14 protein-coding genes are annotated in these 14,438 nt (G+C 47.2%); 7 read left to right on the top strand and 7 right to left on the bottom strand.

Going from position 1 to position 14,438, the window contains the following annotated elements:
- Window positions 1-82: 82 nt before the first annotated feature.
- Window positions 83-1,231, bottom strand: a complete 1,149-nt coding sequence (gene mnmA, locus P6910_RS12495) for a tRNA 2-thiouridine(34) synthase MnmA (RefSeq protein WP_317141629.1) — start codon at window positions 1,229-1,231, stop codon at window positions 83-85.
- Window positions 1,232-1,487: 256 nt separating this feature from the next.
- Here mnmA and P6910_RS12490 point away from each other — a divergent pair, with 256 nt between their 5' ends.
- The 3 genes from P6910_RS12490 (at window position 1,488) to clpA (ending at window position 6,734) form a co-directional block, all read left to right on the top strand.
- Window positions 1,488-3,719: an NADP-dependent isocitrate dehydrogenase gene (locus tag P6910_RS12490; RefSeq protein WP_317141628.1), complete on the top strand. Its 2,232-nt coding sequence runs from the start codon at window positions 1,488-1,490 to the stop codon at window positions 3,717-3,719.
- A gap of 310 nt (window positions 3,720-4,029) precedes the next feature.
- Complete coding sequence (gene clpS / locus P6910_RS12485) at window positions 4,030-4,413, top strand: ATP-dependent Clp protease adapter ClpS (RefSeq protein WP_317141627.1); 384 nt, start codon at window positions 4,030-4,032, stop codon at window positions 4,411-4,413.
- Window positions 4,414-4,433: 20 nt separating this feature from the next.
- Window positions 4,434-6,734, top strand: coding sequence for an ATP-dependent Clp protease ATP-binding subunit ClpA (gene clpA / locus P6910_RS12480; RefSeq protein ID WP_317141626.1), 2,301 nt, complete (start codon window positions 4,434-4,436; stop codon window positions 6,732-6,734).
- Window positions 6,735-6,771: 37 nt separating this feature from the next.
- Here the strand turns inward: clpA and infA are convergent, their stop codons facing one another.
- From infA to aat, 3 genes are all read right to left on the bottom strand, one after another.
- Window positions 6,772-6,990: a translation initiation factor IF-1 gene (infA, locus tag P6910_RS12475; RefSeq protein WP_252180026.1), complete on the bottom strand. Its 219-nt coding sequence runs from the start codon at window positions 6,988-6,990 to the stop codon at window positions 6,772-6,774.
- A gap of 229 nt (window positions 6,991-7,219) precedes the next feature.
- Window positions 7,220-7,930 (bottom strand): arginyltransferase, encoded by a 711-nt coding sequence (locus P6910_RS12470; RefSeq protein WP_317141625.1) that lies wholly within the window; start codon window positions 7,928-7,930, stop codon window positions 7,220-7,222.
- Between the two features lie 25 nt (window positions 7,931-7,955).
- On the bottom strand, window positions 7,956-8,645 hold the full coding sequence (gene aat / locus P6910_RS12465) for a leucyl/phenylalanyl-tRNA--protein transferase (protein WP_317141624.1): 690 nt from the start codon (window positions 8,643-8,645) through the stop codon (window positions 7,956-7,958).
- Between the two features lie 158 nt (window positions 8,646-8,803).
- Here aat and P6910_RS12460 point away from each other — a divergent pair, with 158 nt between their 5' ends.
- From P6910_RS12460 to P6910_RS12445, 4 genes are all read left to right on the top strand, one after another.
- The gene (locus P6910_RS12460; protein WP_317141623.1) at window positions 8,804-10,258 is read left to right on the top strand and encodes an aminoacyl-histidine dipeptidase; all 1,455 of its coding nucleotides are present in this window, start codon (window positions 8,804-8,806) and stop codon (window positions 10,256-10,258) included.
- Window positions 10,259-10,514: 256 nt separating this feature from the next.
- Entirely contained in the window at window positions 10,515-10,913 is a 399-nt protein-coding gene (locus P6910_RS12455; protein ID WP_317141622.1) for a hypothetical protein, read from the top strand.
- Window positions 10,914-11,188: 275 nt separating this feature from the next.
- Window positions 11,189-11,485 (top strand): 4a-hydroxytetrahydrobiopterin dehydratase, encoded by a 297-nt coding sequence (locus tag P6910_RS12450; RefSeq protein WP_317141621.1) that lies wholly within the window; start codon window positions 11,189-11,191, stop codon window positions 11,483-11,485.
- Window positions 11,486-11,770: 285 nt separating this feature from the next.
- Entirely contained in the window at window positions 11,771-11,968 is a 198-nt protein-coding gene (locus P6910_RS12445; RefSeq protein WP_317141620.1) for a hypothetical protein, read from the top strand.
- 259 nt (window positions 11,969-12,227) lie between these two features.
- Here P6910_RS12445 and P6910_RS12440 read toward each other — a convergent pair whose 3' ends face one another.
- From P6910_RS12440 to P6910_RS12430, 3 genes are read right to left on the bottom strand one after another with little or no spacing between them, the layout of a single operon-like run.
- A complete protein-coding gene (locus P6910_RS12440; protein WP_317141619.1) occupies window positions 12,228-12,887 on the bottom strand; it encodes a class I SAM-dependent methyltransferase in 660 nt (219 codons plus the stop codon).
- Window positions 12,888-12,889: 2 nt separating this feature from the next.
- A complete protein-coding gene (locus P6910_RS12435; RefSeq protein ID WP_317141618.1) occupies window positions 12,890-13,246 on the bottom strand; it encodes an SH3 domain-containing protein in 357 nt (118 codons plus the stop codon).
- A gap of 3 nt (window positions 13,247-13,249) precedes the next feature.
- Window positions 13,250-14,431, bottom strand: a complete 1,182-nt coding sequence (locus P6910_RS12430) for a vWA domain-containing protein (RefSeq protein WP_317141617.1) — start codon at window positions 14,429-14,431, stop codon at window positions 13,250-13,252.
- Window positions 14,432-14,438 lie beyond the last annotated feature (7 nt).

The following is a 14,438-nucleotide window of genomic DNA, read 5'->3' as shown; positions in this document are numbered from 1 at the left end:
CTACCTTATGTGTGCTTTCTCTATCCGGAAGGTTGTCTGCTCCCGGTTGTGGAGAGTTGAGTTGAGCGAACCGATTGGTGTTTTATTGAATATGAGCCTCACTCAGAGAGTGGTGTCTGGTTTCAATAACCCCACCGCCCAGACAAATATCATTCTGGTAGAAAACGACAGATTGCCCCGGAGTGACCGCTCTCTGAGGTTTGTCAAAAACCACAAGGTATCTCCCGTCTGATGTTTGCTCAAGGCGGCAGGCCTGATCCTGCTGCCGATAGCGGATCTTGGCGGTTAGACTGGCTGGTAGTGCAGGCGCTGAGCCGGAGATCCAGAATATTTCAGAAGCGGTCAGGGCTTCAGAGAACAGCAAGGGGTGATTATTGCCCTGAGCAACGATCAGCCGATTGTTCTCAAGATCTTTCTCAACAACATACCAGGGTGATTCTAAAGCGCCTTTCAGTCCGCCAATACCAAGGCCCTGTCTTTGGCCGATGGTATGGTACATCAAGCCTGAATGCTCGCCAATAACTGCACCCTGATCGGTCGCAATGACGCCAGGCTGGGCCGGAAGGTACTGCTTCAGGAAGTCACGAAAACGACGTTCACCAATAAAACAGATACCTGTGCTGTCTTTCTTGTTGTGGGTGATTAAGTCGTGTTCTTCTGCTATGCGTCGAACTTCAGGCTTTGCTATTTCACCCACCGGGAACAGAGTTCTGGCCAGTTGTTCGGTGCCGACCTGGTGCAGGAAGTAGCTCTGGTCTTTATTGGGGTCGAGACCCTTTCTCAGACAAGCCTGGTCATTAATGTTATCTCTGCGGGCGTAGTGGCCCATGGCGATACAGTCAGCTTCCAGTGTCTGGGCATAATCCAGAAAAGCCTTGAACTTGATTTCTTTGTTGCAGAGAATGTCGGGGTTGGGGGTACGTCCGGCCTTGTATTCCTGTAAAAAATGCTCAAAGACATTATCCCAGTATTCAGCAGCGAAATTGGCTTTATGGAGTTTAATGCCAATTTTGTTGCAAACGGCCTGGGCATCTTCCAGATCGGTCATGGCAGTGCAGTATTCAGTGCCATCATCTTCCTCCCAGTTTTTCATGAACAGACCTTCTACCTGGTAACCCTGCTGTTTGAGCAGAAGTGCAGATACTGAGGAATCAACGCCACCGGACATGCCTACGATTACATGGGTGTCCTGAGGGTTTTTGTCAGAAAAAGTGGCACAAGAGTCTATCATAATTACTGTATGGCTGAATCAGGAAGCCGGGCATTGTACCCGTCTGATGAATTCACTTCTATAGAGTCTTTCGATATGCAAACAGAAGATTGTGTAGCAAAACTACATTTATTCCTTACGCACATTGGTATATCTTATAGGCGATAACGTCAAAAGCGTTACGGGGCTGTGCAAATAAAGTGATAAATAGTGGTCGTCAAACTCCACTTAAACCCCTCCGCAGAGGCACCACAGCCAGTTGTTTTTTGGAGATAACATGACAACAGATACAACCAGAATTATTTACACTATTACTGACGAAGCTCCCGCCTTAGCCACCTATTCATTGCTCCCTATCCTCAAGGCTTTTACCCGAGCCGCAGAAGTAGCTGTTGAAACCAAGGATATTTCACTGGCTGGTCGAATCATAGCTAATTTCCCCGAGAAGCTGAGTGCAGAACAAAAGCAGAGTGATGCTCTGTCTGAGTTGGGTGAGTTGGCCAAGACGCCTCAGGCAAACATTATCAAGTTGCCTAATATCAGTGCTTCTATCCCGCAACTGACAGATGCGATCAAAGAGCTTCAGGAACACGGTTATGACATTCCTGATTTCCCTGTAGAACCCGGAAATCCTGAGGAAGAAGCGATCAAGGCTCGCTATGCTAAAGTGCTTGGCAGTGCGGTAAACCCGGTTCTTCGAGAGGGTAACTCTGATCGCCGTGTAGCGGCTCCTGTAAAAGAGTATGCGAAGAAGAACCCTCACTCCATGGGTGCCTGGGCTCCTGATTCCAAATCTCACGTTGCTCATATGCACAGCGGAGACTTTTACTCCAGTGAGCAGTCAGCAGTCATGCCCGAGGCCACGGATGTAAGAATCGAGTTTGTTGGCAATGACGGGGCAGTTTCGGTGCTTAAGCCCAGCACCAGCCTGCTGGCCGGTGAAGTTATTGACAGCGCTGTCATGAATGTGAAGGGTTTGAGAGCATTCTATGAAGCTTCTGCCCAGGAAGCTAAAGAGCAAAATGTTCTGCTGTCCCTGCACCTGAAAGCTACAATGATGAAGGTTTCTGACCCGATCATGTTTGGTCATGCTGTCACAGTCTTCTTTAAAGACGTATTTGAGAAACACGCTTCTCTATTTTCAGATCTGGGTGTTGATCCGGACAACGGTTTGGGTGACGTTTATGCCAAGATTGCCAAACTGCCTGCTGAGCAGAAGGAAGAAGTAAAGGCGGATATTCAGGCCGTATACAAGACTCGCCCTGAGCTGGCGATGGTGGACTCCGATAAGGGTATCACTAATCTGCATGTACCGAACGATGTCATTATCGATGCGTCTATGCCTGCCGCTTTGCGTTCTTCGGGCCAGATGTGGGGGCCTGACGGCAAGCTGCATGACACTAAAGCCATGATTCCTGATCGTTGCTATGCGGCTATTTATCAGGAAGTCATTGATTTCTGCAAGAAGAACGGCGCTTTTGATGTCACCACTATGGGTAATGTTTCCAACGTAGGTCTGATGGCTCAAAAAGCTGAAGAGTACGGTTCTCATGACAAGACCTTCAAGGCACCTGCAAACGGCATTATCCGTGTTGTCGAAGAATCTGGCAGCACTGTGTTTGAGCACAATGTTGAAGAGGGTGACATCTGGAGAATGTGTCAGACCAAGGACGCGCCGATTCGCGATTGGGTCAAGCTGGCCGTTAACCGTGCCCGGGCAACAGGAGCTCTGACTCTTTTCTGGCTGGACGAAAACCGTGCTCACGATGCCAACCTGATTGCCAAGGTCAACGAATACCTGAAGTTCCACAATACCGAGGGCCTGGATATCCGTATTCTCTCTCCGGTAGATGCCTGCCGTCTGAGTATGGAAACGATTCGGACAGGCAAAGATGTCATTTCCGTGACCGGAAACGTTCTGCGTGATTACCTGACCGACCTGTTTCCGATTCTGGAGCTAGGTACCAGTGCTAAAATGCTCTCTATTGTCCCTCTGCTGGCTGGTGGAGGTCTGTTCGAGACTGGTGCTGGTGGTTCAGCCCCCAAGCACGTTCAACAGTTTGTTAAAGAAAATCATCTGCGTTGGGATTCTCTGGGTGAATTTCTGGCTATCGCTGTATCGCTTGAAGATATTGCAGTTAAGACTGGGAATGCCAGGGCCCAGATTCTGGCTGACACATTGAACGCTGCTATTGGCCAATATCTGGATGCTAACAAGTCACCTTCCCGAAGGGTGAAAGAGCTTGACAACCGTGGCAGCCATTTCTATCTGGCTCAGTTCTGGGCAGAAGCTTTAGTGGCTCAGGAAGTGGATCAGGAACTCAGCAGCAAGTTTTCCAGTCTGGCAAGGGAGCTGGTCGAGAAAGAAGGGCAGATTGTCTCAGAACTGACAGATTGTCAGGGTGGTGCTGTTGATCTGGGTGGCTATTATGAGCCTACTCCAGCTAAAGCCACAGAAGCTATGCGTCCAAGCACTACCTTTAATGCGGCAATTGATGGCATGATTTAATTTCCGGGCATTTTTCCACCCATCAAAAATGGCTGCAGGTTTTTTCTGCGGTCATTTTTCTTGCTTGTCGGATCAAATGATTATTTTTCTGATTCTTTTGCTATTTTATTCCGGTTGTCAGTCGATGGTATCCATGAAATCAATAGCTTTTGAAGTGACGAGTGACGTAAATTGTTTTTCTTTGCTCTCAGCGTGTTTAGAATGGTATTCAGGGTGTGGTGCTTTTGACGTTTGTTCGTCATCGACACCTGGTTACAGGCGGTCCAGAGCCTGGTTAATTCAGCTGTAAATTCACCTGGAAGCGAGTGCAATGCAGCAGATAGCAGTTCATCAATACATGAGTAACTTTGAGTGGCTTCGTCTAAGCTTAGAGAATGAAGGGATAGAGCAGGAAGGCGATCATGATGTAGCACTGGCACCAGCTAAAGCCAGAGTCAAACCGCCCGCTATGTATCAGGTACTGCTCTTGAATGATGATTTTACACCGATGGATTTTGTGGTTGAGGTCCTGGAGAAGTTTTTCAGCATGAGTAGTGAACAGGCAACACAAATCATGCTGATGGTTCATACGCAAGGCAAGGCTGTATGTGGATTATTCAGCAAGGATGTGGCTGAAACCAAAGCCCAGCAAGTCAACGAGTACTCCAGAGAATTCCAGCATCCCCTGTTGTGCAAAACAATTAAGGCCGATTAGTGTTCTCAGGGTAATATCATATGCTCAATAAAGACCTCGAACTGACTCTTAACAGTGCTTTTCGTGATGTAAGAAGCAAGCGACATGAATTCATGACCGTGGAACATCTGCTTCTGGCACTGCTTGATAATGAATCCGCGTCCCGTGTTCTGGTAGCTTGTGGTGTAGAAACCGAAAAGCTGCGCAGGGAGCTGATTGATTTTGTTGATTCAACAACTCCTTTAATACCCACCAACGATACCGAGCGAGAAACCCAACCCACTCTCGGATTTCAGAGAGTTCTGCAACGCGCTGTTTTTCATGTGCAAAGCTCAGGAAAAAAAGAAGTGACCGGAGCAAATGTTCTGGTTGCAATCTTCAGTGAGCAAGAGAGTCAGGCCGTTTATTTTCTAAAGCAGCAGGACGTTGCTCGCATAGATGTCGTAAATTATATCGCTCACGGAATTTCCAAAATGCCGGGTAATGAGTTGGAAGAGTTGGGTGGTGAACTTATGGAGGAAAGCACTGACTCTGAGGCCGCCGGTAAAGACCCCCTTAAGAATTACGCCACTAACCTGAACGAACAGGCCCGTATAGGTAAGATTGATCCACTGGTAGGTCGGGCAGAAGAGGTTGAGCGGGTATCCCAGATATTGACGCGACGTCGTAAGAATAATCCTCTGCTGGTGGGTGAGGCCGGTGTAGGTAAAACAGCGGTTGCTGAAGGTCTGGCAAAAAGAATTGTGGACGGAGAGGTGCCTGAGGTGCTCTCCAAAGCGGTTGTGTACTCTCTGGATCTTGGTTCGTTGCTGGCTGGAACCAAATACCGTGGTGATTTTGAGAAGCGGTTCAAAAAGTTGCTCAGCGAACTTAAAAAGCTCGATAACGCCATTCTCTTCATTGATGAGATTCACACTATTATTGGTGCCGGCGCTGCATCCGGTGGTGTGATGGATGCTTCTAATCTTTTAAAGCCACTACTGACTTCCGGTGATCTTCGTTGCATCGGCTCAACGACCTTTCAAGAGTTTCGAGGTATTTTCGAAAAAGATCGTGCCCTGGCCCGTCGTTTCCAGAAAGTGGACATCAGTGAACCGAGTGTTGACGATACCATTGATATTCTTCGTGGACTCAAGAGCCGCTTTGAAGAGCATCACACCATTGAATACAAGGATGATGCCCTGAAAGCAGCAGCAGAGTTAGCTAGTCGCTATATTAACGATCGTCATATGCCTGACAAAGCGATTGACGTTATTGATGAGGCTGGTGCTTATCAGCGTCTTTTGCCAGAAAACGAGCGCAAGAAGTTCATTGAGGTGGGTGATGTTGAAAGTATTGTCGCCAAGATTGCACGGATTCCACCTAAGTCTGTCTCTTCTTCTGATAAAGAGTTACTCTCCAAGCTTGAAAGAAATCTCAAGATGGTGGTCTTCGGTCAGGACGAAGCCATTGTTTCTCTTTCAACTGCGATTAAATTGTCACGTGCTGGTTTGAAGGCGCCTGACAAGCCGGTGGGTGCTTTCCTGTTCTCTGGACCAACAGGTGTCGGCAAAACGGAAGTTTGTCGTCAGTTAGCCAAGTCCATGGGGGTTGAGCTGGTCCGTTTTGATATGTCCGAGTACATGGAAGCTCACACCGTTTCAAGACTGATTGGTGCGCCTCCTGGCTATGTCGGTTATGACCAGGGTGGACTTTTGACAGAAGCGATCAACAAGACACCCCATTGTGTCTTGTTGCTGGACGAAATTGAGAAAGGACATCCGGATGTGTTTAACCTGCTTTTGCAGGTGATGGACCACGGCACTCTAACAGACAACAATGGTCGTAAAGCTGACTTTAGAAATGTTATTCTGATCATGACGACCAATGCCGGTGCTGAGAGCATGACGCGTACTTCTATTGGTTTCACTGAGCAGGATCATACGACAGACGGTATGGAAGCCATTAAGAAAACCTTTACACCGGAATTCAGGAATCGTCTTGACTCCATCATTCCCTTTGACTCACTGACTGAAGATACTATCAAGCATGTTGTCGATAAGTTCCTTACAGAGCTTCAGGCGCAGCTGGATGAGAGGATGGTCCAGATTGACGTTGATGATAAAGCACGAGAGTGGCTGGCAGAGAAAGGTTATGATCGTATGATGGGTGCTCGTCCTATGGGGCGTATTATTCAGGAACACCTCAAGAAGCCCCTGGCGGAACAGATCCTTTTTGGTAAGCTGTCTGAGAACGGTGGATTTGTTCGCGTGACGGTCAAGAAAGGAGGGTTGTTCCTAAAGTTCGAACCTGCCAAGAGCCTGACTTCAGATCTTGAAGTTGTGGACGGTGAGCAGGGCTGAAAAATGCCAGGAGAGGGACAGGGGCAAGAGGCCCCTGTCAGCGGGAACGGTATGTGATACGACCTTTGGTCAGATCATAAGGGGTCAGTTCAACTTTGACCTTGTCACCTGTCAAAATGCGGATGTAGTTTTTACGCATTTTGCCTGAAATATGAGCGGTCACAACGTGGCCGTTTTCCAGTTCTACACGGAACATAGTATTAGGTAGGGTGTCAATGACAGTGCCTTCCATTTCAAGACTTTCTTCTTTCGCCATATAAAGTTTGACCTCAGGAATAGAGCGTTAGCTGAATAAATCTGGCAGGCATTCTGCCTGAAAACCAGCTTTAAAGCAAAGTGAACCGGCCTTTATCCATTTAAAAACATTGTTTGTCATCACTTTCAATCCTGATTAACCAGGTAACACGGTGAATTGACTGAGAGGTGATGACGCTGTAGCTGATTCAGCCTGTCTAAATAATCAGCTACAGCATGCGTTAGGGCGACTACTTCAAAGTAACCCAGCGGTTGTTAACGTAGACTTCCAGAGGACGGTATTGAATTTTGTAACTCATTTTTTTGCAGTCCTTGATCCAATAGCCCAAGTGGAGGTGCTTGAGCCCTAGTTTTTTGGCTTCCTCTATCTGCCAGAGAATGCAGTAACTACCCAGGCTCCTGGTTTTGCTGACTTCAGGGTCATAAAAGGTATAAATTGCAGAGAGTCCATTTGACAGCTCGTCGGTGACTGCGACAGCCACCAGTTTTTCGTCCAGCCAGAATTTGTAGTAGCAACAGAATTCAGGGCAACCTACCAAAAAGGATTGGAATTGCTCCATGGAGGGAGGGTACATGTCGCCATCGCGGTGCTGCACGGAGATGTATTTTTTGTAAAGCTGATAGGTCTCTTCATCATATGAAGCTTCGGATCGAGTGATCAGGAGATCCTGATTTTTTTTGAATAGTTTTCTATGCTTGCGTCTGGGTTCGAAACTGTTGACAACTACTCTGGCCGGAATACAAGCGCTGCAGCCTTGGCAGTGAGGTCTGTATACGTGTTGACCGCTTCTTCGAAACCCTATGTCGGCCAAGTGTCGGTAAAGAGCTGGATCCAAGTCTTTGTCGGGATCCATAAATAATGTTATAGCCTGCTTATCCTCCAGATAGCTGCAGCTATGTGGCTGGGTTGCGTAGAATTTTAGGTCTTTAAGTGCGCTCATCAGCTTCGGCCGTCCTTTGCCCTATCTAATTCCAGTGTGCACTGGTTGCAGGCGTTCGGCAACCGTCTTTCAATGCCTTGAGAAATGCATCCCGGCTTATCATTCTCGCGCCCAGTGATTCCAGGTGAGGGCTGTGTATCTGGCAATCGATCAGATGGAAGTTCCTATTCAGTAACTCTTTGCACAACATAATCATTGCAAGTTTTGAAGTGTTGGCTTCGAAACTGAACATGGACTCTCCAAAGAATACTTTGTCAATCGTAACGCCATACAGCCCGCCCACCAGCTTATCGTCTGACCAGACTTCCACCGAATGAGCCAGACCCTCTTTAAAAAGGGCAGTATAGGCTTCTTTCATTTCTTTGATGATCCATGTGCCATCCTGATTGGTCCGTGGAGACGAGCAGGCAGTCATGACCTCACTGAAGGCTTCATCAAAACTCACTCGATAAGGGTGCTTTTTTAGAAAGCGCTTCATGGAGCGGCTAATGTGCAGGTGCTCTGGATAAAGCACCATTCTTGGGTTAGGAGACCACCAAAGAATGGGTTCGCCTTTGTTGAACCACGGGAATATGCCCCTCTTGTATGCGTCTGTCAGTGTCTCAGGGGCAAGGTTGCCACCCATGGCCAATAGGCCATCAGGGTAATCCAGAGCCTCATGAACGGCAGGGAATTGAGGTTTATCCGGATCAAGTAGAGGTATGGTTTTACGCATTATCTGGGCAACCGGGTAAAAAAATAGATTAAGTCTTCGATTTTGCTTCTGGTGAATACGGTAATCTCGGTCTTTGATTGGTGTATTCACTAATGGGCGTTCGTTCTCGCAGGGGCTATTTTCATAGACTCCTTTCCCCTCATCAACAGGAGATAGCTGTGACCCAGCTAGTTGAATTATCCCATCAACCTATTTGGCGACACTTTCAGGCACTTTGCAAGATTCCCCGTCCCTCCAAACATGAAGATGCTGTGCGCGCCTACGTAAAGGAGTTTGGCGAAAATCTTGGCCTGGATACCCTGGTAGATGAAGTTGGCAATGTGATCATCCGCAAGCCAGCTACTCAGGGTATGGAGAACTGCCGTGGTGTCGTTCTCCAGAGTCATCTGGACATGGTGCCTCAAAAAAACGCGGATACGGAACATGATTTTACTAAAGATCCTATCAGGGCGTACGTTGATGGCGATTGGGTTACTGCAGAAGGAACCACTCTGGGAGCTGATAACGGTATTGGTGTTGCGGCGGCTATGGCAGTATTTGAGTCGACGGATATTCCTCATGGTCCTGTTGAAGCTCTGTTTACCATTGATGAAGAGAGTGGCATGAGCGGTGCTCACGGTCTTAAGCCAGGTTTGCTGAACGGTGAGATTATGCTGAACATGGACTCTGAAGATGAAGGAGAACTCTACGTTGGCTGTGCTGGTGGTGTCGATATTTCTGTTTCTCACAGCTATCAGGAAGAGTCTCTGGAGGAGGGGTATAGCAGTTTCAGTCTTGCGTTGAAAGGCCTGAAAGGCGGTCATTCCGGCGTTGATATTAAACTGCAGCGGGGTAATGCCAATAAACTGATGGTGAGGCTACTGAAAGCCTTGACTGGAATAGGTGCCAGACTGGCAGAATATTCCGGCGGTTCACTCAGAAATGCAATCCCGAGAGAAGCCTTTGCTCAGGTAGCTATCCCTTCATGCAATCGCGAAGAAGCTGCCCGCATAGTTGATGAGTATCTGAATGTATTCCGCACAGAGCTGGCAGAAGTAGAGCCAGATCTAAGTCTTGTTATACAGGCCTCAGAATCTGTTCAGAAGGCTATGCCCCTTGAGGCACAAAGTCAGCTCTTGGACACCCTGCATGTATCTCCAAATGGCGTCCACCGAATGAGTCTGAGTGTCGAAGGCGTGGTGGAAACGTCAAATAACCTTGCGGTCATCAAGATAAAGGAGGGTCGGATTACCATAGAAAATATGGTGCGAAGCCTCATTGACAGTGCGAGGGAAGAACATGCCGAGAGTATTGCTGGTCTTTATCGGTTAATGGGAGCAGAAGTCAAAAAACAGGGGGCTTACCCCGGATGGAAGCCTAATACCGAGTCCACTATTTTGAAAACCATGAAGGATATTCATGAACAGCTGTTCGGTTACGAGCCTGAGATCAAAGTTATTCATGCTGGCCTGGAGTGCGGGTTACTGGGGAGTGCTTACCCAAACTGGGACATGATTTCATTTGGCCCAACCATTCGGTTCCCCCATTCGCCGGATGAAAAGGTTCATATTCCGGCTGTTGAAAATTTCTGGAACTACCTGATTAAAACACTGGAGGCCATACCAGAAGCCTGATTGACCAATAATGCTGCCAGAATGAGCAAATAAACTGGCAGCATTGCAAAAAATTGTGTAAATTGCGCTTTCCTAGGGGAGGCAAGTGTAATAGACTTGCCTCCGTCTAAAGTCAGTCTGCTTTTGCCAGCCATTGAATGAAGAACAATTGATCTCATTATCAAATATCCCCCATACATGTGTGGATGCCCTGCGCTGGCAAGGGCTGCTTCCTATTGTCATCACTTCAAACTCTTTTCGGAGGTAGGTAATTAATATGGGTACCCTGAGCGCGGGAGGCCGTTTCTTTAAAAATGAAGAACTGGACGTTATTGAGCAACAGCGCCTGCAAGCTCTCCTTGATATCACTGATCAGCACGATAAAGAAGTGACTCAGCTGAAGTCACGGCTTGATGCGGCTGAGCAGAAGGCTGAAAAGCTGAACAAGCAGGTCAAGAGCGCTGATAACGAGCTGAAAACGCTGCGAGCCAGCAATCCTGATCGTATGAAGAAACAGATCAAACGTCTGCAGGAGCAGAACCGGACTCTGACGACAGAGAACGGGACACTGAAAACCAAGCAGAAGCAGCTGACTCAGCAGCTAAATGCCAGCAAGCAGGAGTTGGAGCAACTTCAGGCTGAAAAGGTTGATCAGGAAGAAACCGAAGAGAGCTGATAAAAGGCTCTTGTAATGTGCAGCAGGCTGTGCAGCGTATGGATGTGAGGCTCAAGCCATCAGGCAGTTATGTCTTGAAAAGATATATACTGTATAGCCCTTGCTGATTAGCACGTTTATTCATTCAGTTGCCTTTTCCTGGTCAAGGAGGTTCTATCAAAGCCCAAAATTCATTTATCCTTTCTGGGTTATCTGTATAAACTTTCTCTGTAGCATCAGAGCGCTTTATCGCCATACCTGTCAGGTAGGGTAATAAACCACCAAGAGGATAGTTTATGAGTAACTGGACGTTGTGTCAGTATGAAGGCGTTGATCACCTTGAGAGATCCTATACCTTCAAAAAGTATTCGAAGTCTCTCTGTTTTCTTAATGCGGTGGCGGGACTGGCGGAGTCCTACGTACATCATCCAAGAATGGTTATTGAGTGGGGCAGAGTAACGGTTGCCTGGGGGACTCATGAGTCTGATCAAGGGTCAGGAGTCATGGCCAGAGATCGTCATCTCGCTCAGGAAACGGATCGATTGTTCGAGCTATTTCAGGTCAAACAGGTATCGGGCGATATCCAGCTATGATTGTCTCTGAATTGGCTGATTAAGCCAGAACTTTGGTGTGTTCTATAACCGTCAGAGAAATCTTTTTTATCTAAAACATACCTGGTTGCGATCAAGCAAGAATAAAAACTTGCCAGGGTGGAGAGCAAGTTTGCAACAGAATTTTGATATGCTTCAATGCAATCAAACAACAACGAAGCCGTCAGCTCTCATAATACACCCTCAGGGTTAATGTAAGTCTACAGAGTAATTGTCTGATAGCTTCGTTATCAGCCATGAATGCCCTAGAGGGTATTCTAAAAAACAATGAATGAGAATTTCGTTGATAGCTATCTAAATGAACTTCAGCAGGAAGAGGTCGACCGGTATTGTAAATGCCAAAGGATTTCTCTGAGCTTTGCCAAGATCGCTGCTGAACTCAGTCACGCTGATAAGAAAAACATCGGAGCTGACTGCGATCTGACAATTTCCGGACCCTATAAAGTCATCAGAAAAGATACCTGAGAACAATATGCCCAGCTTTTCTCTTTGAGTCCTTGCCTCTAATGGGCTCTTGGCTTCGTCAGAAGACGGATTTGCTCTTTTGTGTCGCCTTGAGTCAAGAGATCGTTTTTTTAGACACTCTTTCCATTCTTGCTCAACTGTACCCAGCATAGTGAAACAATGTGCCTTTCGTACTTGCCAACTTGCAAAATAACCCCGAATACTTCTTCGACATTTCCGAGATGAAGTTTTTTTGAGTGCTTTATAGTAATACCTCTATTCAATGTATTGATTTGTAGAAAAATATAACATCCCGAGCTTCAAAACTGAGCACTGCCTGCCATTGTTCAGCAAGGTACTGAAAGGTTTCTATTGAGTAAAAACAGACATGGGTAGGGTCATTCTTGTAATGCCATCGGCAAAAGGCTTCCTGATCTATCACCATTTTGGTCATGAATACCAGTGTCCCGTCGGGTCTGATCATACCCCAGAGTTTCGGCAACCATACATCCGGTTGATGGATGTGCTCTATGACTTCAGTGGCTGTAATAAAATCGTATGTTTTTTCCAAAGCGCTTTGATCCGGGTGGAAAAAGGGGTCATACAGAGCCATAGGCCAACCGGCTTCAGCCATCATCAAAGAAAGTGTGGGGCCAGGCCCGCAGCCAAAGTCCAGTCCCTTTGCATCCAAAGATATTCTGTCTTTCAATGGCTCTGCCACCCTTGAAAGAAATTTCCGATATCCCGGCTCAAAGGCGTTGTTTTTATGAAGCTCATATTCTGAGCGTTCCTGCTCAGGCGTTGGCCAGCTTTTTTGATCAGCAAACACCAGTGAGCACCTAGTGCATCTGAAATAATCTCTTCTTTTATCGCTGGCAAAGTCGTTGGATACGGCACTGCACAGGGGACATTGACTGTTTTCAGTGGTTGAAAGTAACATTATCAATTGCTTTCATGAGAGTATTCAGCGAATTTGGAAATAGGCACCCAGCCCGTCTGTTTCTGTTGATTTTCTACCCAGCCCCAGGCGTTAATCTCACGCAAGATTCTCAAATCTTCGCCTACATTCACGCTGAGTTCTCTGGCGTTGTAGTCCTCTAGTGCAATCCCCTCTTTCTGACTCAAGCGTCTTATCAGTGGCAGGGGGGCCCAGCCTTCTTTGCCCGATCCCGATGTGACCCAGATCCATCCGGGAAATTCATCATCACTTTTACCTAATATCAGACTGTCACCTTCACTGAAAGTCACTGGGTCCGGGTAGCAGGCCTGATAATCTTCTATAACCTTGACTGTTTTCATAACTCAGCTTTTAGTAGACAACTCATTCATACCCTCTTCCAGACCCTTCACCGTCAGAGGGAACATTCTGCCCTCCAGCTGTTCATGGATGATCTTTGTAGAATGGGTGAAAAACCAGCTGTCTTTATTGATGGGGTTCAACCAGATAGCATTGTCAAAATGATCCAGAACACGCTGCATCCAGGTGTGCCCCGGTTCATCATTCCAGTGTTCAACGCTTCCGCCCGGTGAGGTGATTTCATAGGGTGACATCTGGGCATCTCCAACAAAAATCACTTTGTAGTCTTTACCAAAGCGATGAACGATGTCCCAGGTTTCGGTCTTTTCAGTTTGTCGGCGAACGTTGTTTTTCCAGACCCATTCATAGAGATAGTTATGAAAGTAGAAAAACTCCATATGCTTGAATTCAGAGCGTGCACAGGAAAAGAGTGCTTCACAGTCTTTCACGTGAGCATCCATGGAGCCACCGATATCCATAAAAAGCAGTACTTTTGCTGAATTACGCCTTTGCGGAACCATTTTTATGTCCAGCAGCCCTTTATTGGCTGTGGATCGAATGGTGTCATCGAGATCCAGCTGATCCGGAACTCCCTGTCGTGCGAATTTTCTGAGTCTGCGCAGGGCCATTTTCATATTGCGACTGCCCAGTCTTTCATCGTCATCCAGGTTTTGAAATTCCCGTTTATCCCAGACTTTACTGGCGCTCCGGTTTCTGCTCTGGTGTTGCCCAATGCGAACCCCCATTGGATTGTTACCATAAGCACCAAAAGGCGACGTGCCGCCAGTGCCAATCCATTTGTTCCCCCCGGCATGACGTTCTTTTTGCTCCTGCAGACGCTGCTTCAGTGTCTCCATCAATTCTTCAAGGCTGCCCAGAGCCTTGAGCTTTTCCCTCTCTTCTTCACTGAGCTGGTTGATGAATTCTTTTCTGAGCCATTCTTCCGGTATAGTGGCTTCAAGCAGATCTTCAACGCTCTCAATGCCGTCGAAAAAAGCTTTGCAGGCTTTATCGAAGCGGTCGTAGTGACGTTCATCTTTGACCAGTATGGCTCTGGACAGTTGATAGAAAGCTTCGTTATCCGCGAAGACTACATGAGCCTGCACAGCTCTGAGCAGGTCAAGATATTCTCGGGTACTGGCCGGGACACCAAAGGCGCGAACCGTATCGAAAAAGTTAGTCAGCATCGGTTCA

The organism is Endozoicomonas sp. 8E, assembly GCF_032883915.1.
GTDB lineage: Bacteria > Pseudomonadota > Gammaproteobacteria > Pseudomonadales > Endozoicomonadaceae > Endozoicomonas_A.
This window is presented reverse-complemented; position numbering and strand designations above follow the sequence as displayed.

Bases quoted from the DNA above. Each gene is read 5' to 3' on its own strand.
- clpA (WP_317141626.1), top strand. From the start codon at position 4,434: ATGCTCAATAAAGACCTCGAACTGACTCTTAACAGTGCTTTTCGTGAT.
- P6910_RS12455 (WP_317141622.1), top strand. From the start codon at position 10,515: ATGGGTACCCTGAGCGCGGGAGGCCGTTTCTTTAAAAATGAAGAACTG.
- infA (WP_252180026.1), bottom strand. From the start codon at position 6,990: ATGGCGAAAGAAGAAAGTCTTGAAATGGAAGGCACTGTCATTGACACC.
- P6910_RS12440 (WP_317141619.1), bottom strand. From the start codon at position 12,887: ATGTTACTTTCAACCACTGAAAACAGTCAATGTCCCCTGTGCAGTGCC.
- clpS (WP_317141627.1), top strand. From the start codon at position 4,030: ATGCAGCAGATAGCAGTTCATCAATACATGAGTAACTTTGAGTGGCTT.
- P6910_RS12435 (WP_317141618.1), bottom strand. From the start codon at position 13,246: ATGAAAACAGTCAAGGTTATAGAAGATTATCAGGCCTGCTACCCGGAC.
- P6910_RS12450 (WP_317141621.1), top strand. From the start codon at position 11,189: ATGAGTAACTGGACGTTGTGTCAGTATGAAGGCGTTGATCACCTTGAG.
- P6910_RS12430 (WP_317141617.1), bottom strand. From the start codon at position 14,431: ATGCTGACTAACTTTTTCGATACGGTTCGCGCCTTTGGTGTCCCGGCC.
- mnmA (WP_317141629.1), bottom strand. From the start codon at position 1,231: ATGATAGACTCTTGTGCCACTTTTTCTGACAAAAACCCTCAGGACACC.
- P6910_RS12470 (WP_317141625.1), bottom strand. From the start codon at position 7,930: ATGAGCGCACTTAAAGACCTAAAATTCTACGCAACCCAGCCACATAGC.
- aat (WP_317141624.1), bottom strand. From the start codon at position 8,645: ATGCGTAAAACCATACCTCTACTTGATCCGGATAAACCTCAATTCCCT.
- P6910_RS12445 (WP_317141620.1), top strand. From the start codon at position 11,771: ATGAATGAGAATTTCGTTGATAGCTATCTAAATGAACTTCAGCAGGAA.
- P6910_RS12490 (WP_317141628.1), top strand. From the start codon at position 1,488: ATGACAACAGATACAACCAGAATTATTTACACTATTACTGACGAAGCT.